The sequence below is a fragment of the uncultured Allobosea sp. genome, assembly GCF_945956895.1.
Classification (GTDB): domain Bacteria; phylum Pseudomonadota; class Alphaproteobacteria; order Rhizobiales; family Beijerinckiaceae; genus Allobosea.
Genome location: NZ_CAMFJF010000124.1, coordinates 1 through 5,668, shown reverse-complemented (window position 1 = coordinate 5,668; position 5,668 = coordinate 1). Strand labels below are relative to the sequence as shown.

Genomic DNA, 5,668 nt, shown 5'->3' with positions numbered 1-5,668 from the left:
TTGGGTGCAGGCGTTCTGCGCGTCCTTCGAGTCGTCGAAGCCGACGAAACGGGCCCGGAAGAGGGTGGAGCCGCCCTTGGCGACCTTCTCGGTGAAGGGCGAGGCGCTGGCGAGCGTGCTGGCGGCCTTGGCCCGGGCGCGGGCCAGGATTTCCTTGGCCTTGCCCTCGTCGTCGGTGGCGCCGAGCTGGATCACCCATTTGCCGGAGGCGATGACCGCTGCCTGGTGCGACATCGCGGGGGCGGGCTCGGGCGCCTGAACCTTGGCGGGAGCTGGCTCAACCTTGCGGGCGACGGGGGCAGCGGGAACTTCAACCTTGGCCTCGGCGAGTTTCACCGGTTCGGCCGCGGGCTCGGGCACCTTCGCGATCGAGGAGGTGACGTCGACATTCGCCGGCGGGCGCAGGACCTTGGCATCGGCTGGCTGGGCGCCGATCGACCAGCGCATGGCCGACGGCGTGGTCGTGGCGGTGACCGGGCGCATGCCGGAGATCTGGAGCGGCTGGCCACCGGCGACGGCGACCGGGCGCGGCGGCGCGATCGGCGTGGTGGTCGGCATCGGGGCATAGGCGCGGGCGGCGGCCGGCAGCGGCTGTTCTTCAGCCTGCGGTTGCTGGCGCGGACGCGGCACCGGGATCGGCGCCGGCTCGGCCGCGGCCTGCTGGACCGGGAGCGAACGCGGCCGCTCTTCCGGTTCCGGGGCCTCGGCGACCATCACCGAGGAACGGCCGCTGGTCGAGGCGCGCGGCAGGCTGGCAAGCACGAGATCGGTCATGATCTTGTCGCGCGAGGCGCCGGAGCGGCCGCCGAGCACGACGGAGACGACGTGCCGGCCTTCGGAGCGGGCCGAGGTCATCAGGTTGAAGCCGGAGGCGCGGGTGTAGCCGGTCTTGATGCCGTCGACGCCCTCGACCTTGCCGAGCAGGCGGTTATGGCCGCGGATGGTGCGGCTGCCGTACTGGAAGGCCCGCGTCGAGAACAGCGGATAGTATTTCGGGAAGCGCTCCTGGATGGCGCGCGCGAGGATCGTGAGGTCGCGCGCCGTCGTGATGTTCGGCGGAGAATGGGGCAGACCGTGCGGGTTGTAGAAGCGGGTCGAGCCCATGCCGAGCGAGCGCGCCTTGCGCGTCATCTGCTCGGCGAAAGCCTCCTCGGAGCCGGCAATGTTCTCGGCGACGACGACCGAGGAATCGTTGGCGGAGAGCGTGATCATGCTCTTGATCACGTCCTCGACCGCGATGGTAGAGCCGGCGCGCAGGCCGAGCTTGGTCGGCGGCTGCGAGGCCGCATAGGACGAGACCCTGAGCTCGGAATCCATGGTGAAGCGGCCGCGCTCCATCTGCTCGAACAGCATGTAGAGCGTCATGACCTTGGTCAGCGAGGCCGGGATGCGCGCGGCATCCTCGTTGACCGCATGCAAGGTGCGGCCGGTCTTCGCGTCGACCACCATCGCGGCATAAGGGGGGGTATAGCCGCCGCCGGCCGCGTGACGGCGCTTGCGCGCCTCGGCGGGGGAGGAGGCGATCGTGGCCGCAACGGCGACGACACCGATCAGACCCGCAACGGTCCGCAGACGCGACCGCCGCAACCCAACGCAACCAGACAACATGAACCCGCCTCGAACTCACACATGGGCCGATCCCGCGCCTGGCTCATCGTGGCGCAGGGGACACAGTTGGAGAGGTTAGGCGGATGCGGTTACGGAGCCGTTAAAACTTGAACGGTTGCTAACGGAACGATCTGCGTTTGGTGCATTGCAGCGTTCTCTTGACATTCATGTTGCAATGCACAATATGCGAGCAGTCCCCGGTGGTGATCTCATTCACACGACCTTGGGGCAGCGTATCGGGCCGTCCTGGCCCATTCACCTGAGGCGGCACCGCAGAGTGCCAGGAGACGACCCATGATCCAGCAGTTCGAGACCATCCAGAAGGCTTCCAAAGAGAACGTCGACGCTGCCCTGAAGGCTTTCGGCGCCACCTCGAAGGGCGTGCAGACCATCGCCGTCGAGACCACGGACTATGCCAAGAAGTCCTTCGAGGCCGGCACCGCCACGCTCGAGAAGCTCGCTGGCGTGAAGACCTTCGACAAGGCCCTGGAGATCCAGGCCGACTTCATCAAGACCTCGTTCGAGGGCGCCGTCGCCCAGCTCACCAAGATGGGCGAGCTCTACACTGCTCTCGCCAAGGACGCCTACAAGCCGTTCGAAGGCATCGTCTCGAAGGCCGTCCCGGCTGCCCCGAAGGCGTGATCCCGGCCGGCGGTCGCAGGACCGCCGAGGCTGCGAGAGTTCAGTTGCGTTTGCGAACCCCGGCTGCGAGGCCGGGGTTTTTCGTTGGGCGGAGCCGTTGCCTATTCGGCGCGTGCTGGAATCCGCCTGGCCTGAAAGCCGGTCTTGGATTGCTCGAAGCCGGCAGCCTCGTAGAACGCCAGGGTGGAGGGCTTCTTCGAGCCCGTCATGAGCATCGCCTTGTAGCATCCGGCGACCCAGGCGCGATCGAGCGCAGCCTTGAGGACCTCTTTTCCCAGCCCGCGGCTGCGATGGCCGGCATCAGTGACGACATTCTCGATCAATGCGTAGGGCGTGCCGCCCCGCGTGAGGTTCGGGATGACGATCACGGTGCAACTCGCGACGAGGTCAGTGCCGATGAGGGCGATCAGGACGGCGCTGCCTTCGAAATTCGCGAGGCGTTCCAGGATATCCGCGGCCTTGTCGTCCGGGCAGTGCGCATCTTCCGGGATGAGATGGCGATACAGGTCCAGAAGCGCGGGCAGGTCTGTCTGCTCCGCTGCACGGATGGCGAGCTCGGTCATGCCGGCAGGGATAGACGATCGCGCTCGCAATGAAAAACCCCGGCCAAGGGCCGGGGTTTTCAATAAGGCAAGACGCTGCTGCCGCGCTTGGCTCAGGCCGGCAGGACGACGACCTTCGTCTTGACCGGGGTCTGGTCGTAGAGATCGATCATGTCCTGGCTGAGCAGTCCGACGCAGCCGCTGGTGATGCCGGAGCCGATCGATTCCTCGTCGCTCGAGGCATAGATCGTGTAGAGCGTGTAACGGCCATTCTGGTAGAGGTGCAGGGTGCGAGCGCCGAGCGGGTTGTCGAGCCCGCCGGGCATGCCGCGCGCATATTTCGCCGCTTCGGGCTGGCGCTTGATCATCTCCGCAGGCGGGGTCCAGGTCGCCCATTCCGACTTGCGCCCGACATAGGCGTCGCCGTTCCAGCGGAAGCCGTCGCGGCCGACATTGGCGCCGTAACGGGTGGCGTTGCCGCCGCCCTCGATCCGATAGACATAGTAATTGGCCGGGTCGACGATAATCGTGCCCGGCTCTTCCTTGGTCTCGTAGCGGACGGTGCGGCGCCAGTATTTCCGGTCGACCTTGGTGACGTCGGCTGCGGGAATCGCGAATTTCTTGTCAGGCACGGGCCCGTAGACCTGCTGCGCCTCGGCGAGGCTCATGCCGTCCGTCGCCGCGCAACCGGCGAGGCCCAACGCGCCGACGCTGACGGCCGAGCCGACCAGAAACGAGCGGCGGTCGACAAGGCCCGACCGACGGGCGTCGGCATTCCTACCATCGATGATCATGATCCTGGACTTCCCATGTCCTGCTGCCCGGCGAGGCTCTGCTCCGGCATGCATCGTTGAATGTCTTAGCCGCGCGGAGATTGCCGCCAGATGGCCCGGCTGGCAAGCGCGCCTGCATAGCAGAAAAAGAGCGACGGTTGCCCGTCGCTCTGGAAATCACCACCAGCCGGGAGGCGGCGGGGGCGGAGCATAATAGCGCGGCGGCGGCGGGCCCCAGCCCGGACCGGGGCCGTAGCCATATCCGCGCGGCGGACCATAGCCACGCGGCGGGCCGTAGCCGCGGCCGTAGCGCTGCTGGCGCATGGTCTCTTCCATGATCATGTGCCGCCGCTCGGCCGCCGCCGACCAGGAATATTCAGCGGGCGCCTTGTCGAGGCGTTCGGCCAGGTTCCTCGGCAGGGCCTCGGAGGCCATGGCCGGCGCGGCGAGCGCGCTCCCGATTGCAATCGTGGCGAAAATCAACAGCTTGCGCATGGCAAACTCCTTTCGATACCCTTCAAATCACACAAAAGCTCAACGGAACATGAACCGGTCCGAGGGCTGCCGTTCATCCGGCCGTGCTCATGCAGGCAGCACAGTCACCGGGGTGCCGAGCGCGACGCGCGCGTAGAGATGCGCGATGTCCTGGTTGATCATGCGGATGCAGCCCGACGAGACATTCGTGCCGACCGTGTAGGGCTCGAATGTGCCGTGAATGCGGTAGCCGAGGTCGCGTCCTTCGCCGAAGAGATACATCGTGCGCGCGCCCAGCGGGCTCTTCGAGCCGCCGCGCACGCCGAGCCCGCGCGGCGTCTGCTCGAGCTGGGCTCTGATCTCGGGGTCGCGCGCGATCATCTCCGGAGGCGGGACCCAGTCGGCCCAGTCGCGCTTCATGTTGATCCGGGCCGCGCCGGACCAGCCGAAGCCCTCGCGCCCGACGCCGACACCATATTGCGTCGCCACGCGCGGGGACTCGACGAAATAGAGGTGGTAGCCGGCGGGATCGACCACGATGGAGCCCGGCTTGTCGTCACGGGGAAACGCGACGGTCTGGCGAAGGAAGCGGGGATCGATGCGCTGGTGGTCGATGGCCGAAATCGGAAAGCGCTCGCCGGGATAGTCGGCATAGATCTCGGCATAGTTCGGCCGGGCGAGCGTGCGCGTGACGAGGCCCTGCGGGCGCGGGGCGATCGGGCTTGTGCCGAGCTCTGGCAGCACGACGATGCTGCGCGATCCGCAGCCGGCGAGACTCGCCGCCGCGACGGAGAGGGCAGGCAACGTAAACGAGCGGCGCGTCAGCATCGGGTATCTCTCAGGCAGTCCTGAGCAGATACATCGGCTTGGATGGTTACTGTTGGATGAACCGCGGGTTCGAGCGCTGGTCGCCGATCGTTAAGACGCGCGAGGAGGCGCCTTTCCGACGTCGGTTGCGGGTCGAAAGCGGCCTGTGCCCGCTGTCGGGCTTTCTGCGTTCAGGCGCCGTTCATGCCCTGGGGCAAAATCCTGTGAGGTCGCAACAGGAGGACACCGCGATGCTGAAACCCCAATCGACCCGGCGCGCGCTAATCGTTGCTGGCCTAACAGCCCTCACCTTGGCTGCCGCGCCTGATGTTATGGCCGCTGGTGGAGGCGGAGGAGGCGGAGGAGGCGGAGGCGGAGGCGGAGGCGGAGGAGGTGGGGGTGGTAACGGCGGAGGCGGCGGTAACGGAGGCGGCGGCGCTGGCGGTGGGAATGGCGGTGGCCACGGTGGTGGTCAAGGCGGCGGGCGCGGTGGCGGCTCTTCCGGCGGTCTGGGCGGAACAGCGGGCCGAGGCGCATCCTCTCTTTCGCCGGGACAAGAGATGCAGGCGAAAGGCAGCGTCGCCGGCCATCGTGGGGCCTCGGGATACGCTCCGGGGCATCAGATGCAGGCCAAGGGTAGCGTAAAGGGCCATCCGGGAGCCTCTGGCTATGCTCCTGGGCAACGGGCCAAATCACCCTGACAGTTAAGTTCAGGCCCCGCTGTCTTTGGCCGGCGGGGCCGTTTGCACGCCCGCATTGATCCAGCGAGAGCTAGGCTCAGGACTCATTGATTGAGCCAGAAGATAAAGGTTGCGGCGAAGG

Annotated in this window: 6 protein-coding genes; 1 reads left to right on the top strand and 5 read right to left on the bottom strand. The window is 67.0% G+C overall.

Annotation, left to right across the window (positions count from 1 at the left end):
* Positions 1-1,608, bottom strand: a 1,608-nt coding sequence (locus tag Q0Q02_RS23035; protein WP_293813072.1) for a serine hydrolase, incomplete at its 3' end; no start/stop codon positions are given.
* 294 nt (positions 1,609-1,902) lie between these two features.
* Here Q0Q02_RS23035 and Q0Q02_RS23030 point away from each other — a divergent pair.
* A complete protein-coding gene (locus Q0Q02_RS23030) occupies positions 1,903-2,250 on the top strand; it encodes a phasin family protein (RefSeq protein WP_293813070.1) in 348 nt (115 codons plus the stop codon).
* Between the two features lie 101 nt (positions 2,251-2,351).
* On the opposite strand, the gene Q0Q02_RS23025 is transcribed toward Q0Q02_RS23030, so the two are convergent.
* The 4 genes from Q0Q02_RS23025 to Q0Q02_RS23010 all read right to left on the bottom strand — a co-directional run bounded on the left by Q0Q02_RS23025 (position 2,352) and on the right by Q0Q02_RS23010 (position 4,867).
* Positions 2,352-2,813, bottom strand: a complete 462-nt coding sequence (locus Q0Q02_RS23025; RefSeq protein WP_293813068.1) for a GNAT family N-acetyltransferase — start codon at positions 2,811-2,813, stop codon at positions 2,352-2,354.
* 92 nt (positions 2,814-2,905) lie between these two features.
* Positions 2,906-3,586, bottom strand: coding sequence for a L,D-transpeptidase (locus Q0Q02_RS23020; RefSeq protein WP_293813067.1), 681 nt, complete (start codon positions 3,584-3,586; stop codon positions 2,906-2,908).
* A gap of 156 nt (positions 3,587-3,742) precedes the next feature.
* The gene (locus Q0Q02_RS23015; protein ID WP_293813065.1) at positions 3,743-4,060 is read right to left on the bottom strand and encodes a hypothetical protein; all 318 of its coding nucleotides are present in this window, start codon (positions 4,058-4,060) and stop codon (positions 3,743-3,745) included.
* Between the two features lie 87 nt (positions 4,061-4,147).
* Entirely contained in the window at positions 4,148-4,867 is a 720-nt protein-coding gene (locus tag Q0Q02_RS23010; RefSeq protein WP_293813063.1) for a L,D-transpeptidase, read from the bottom strand.
* Positions 4,868-5,668 lie beyond the last annotated feature (801 nt).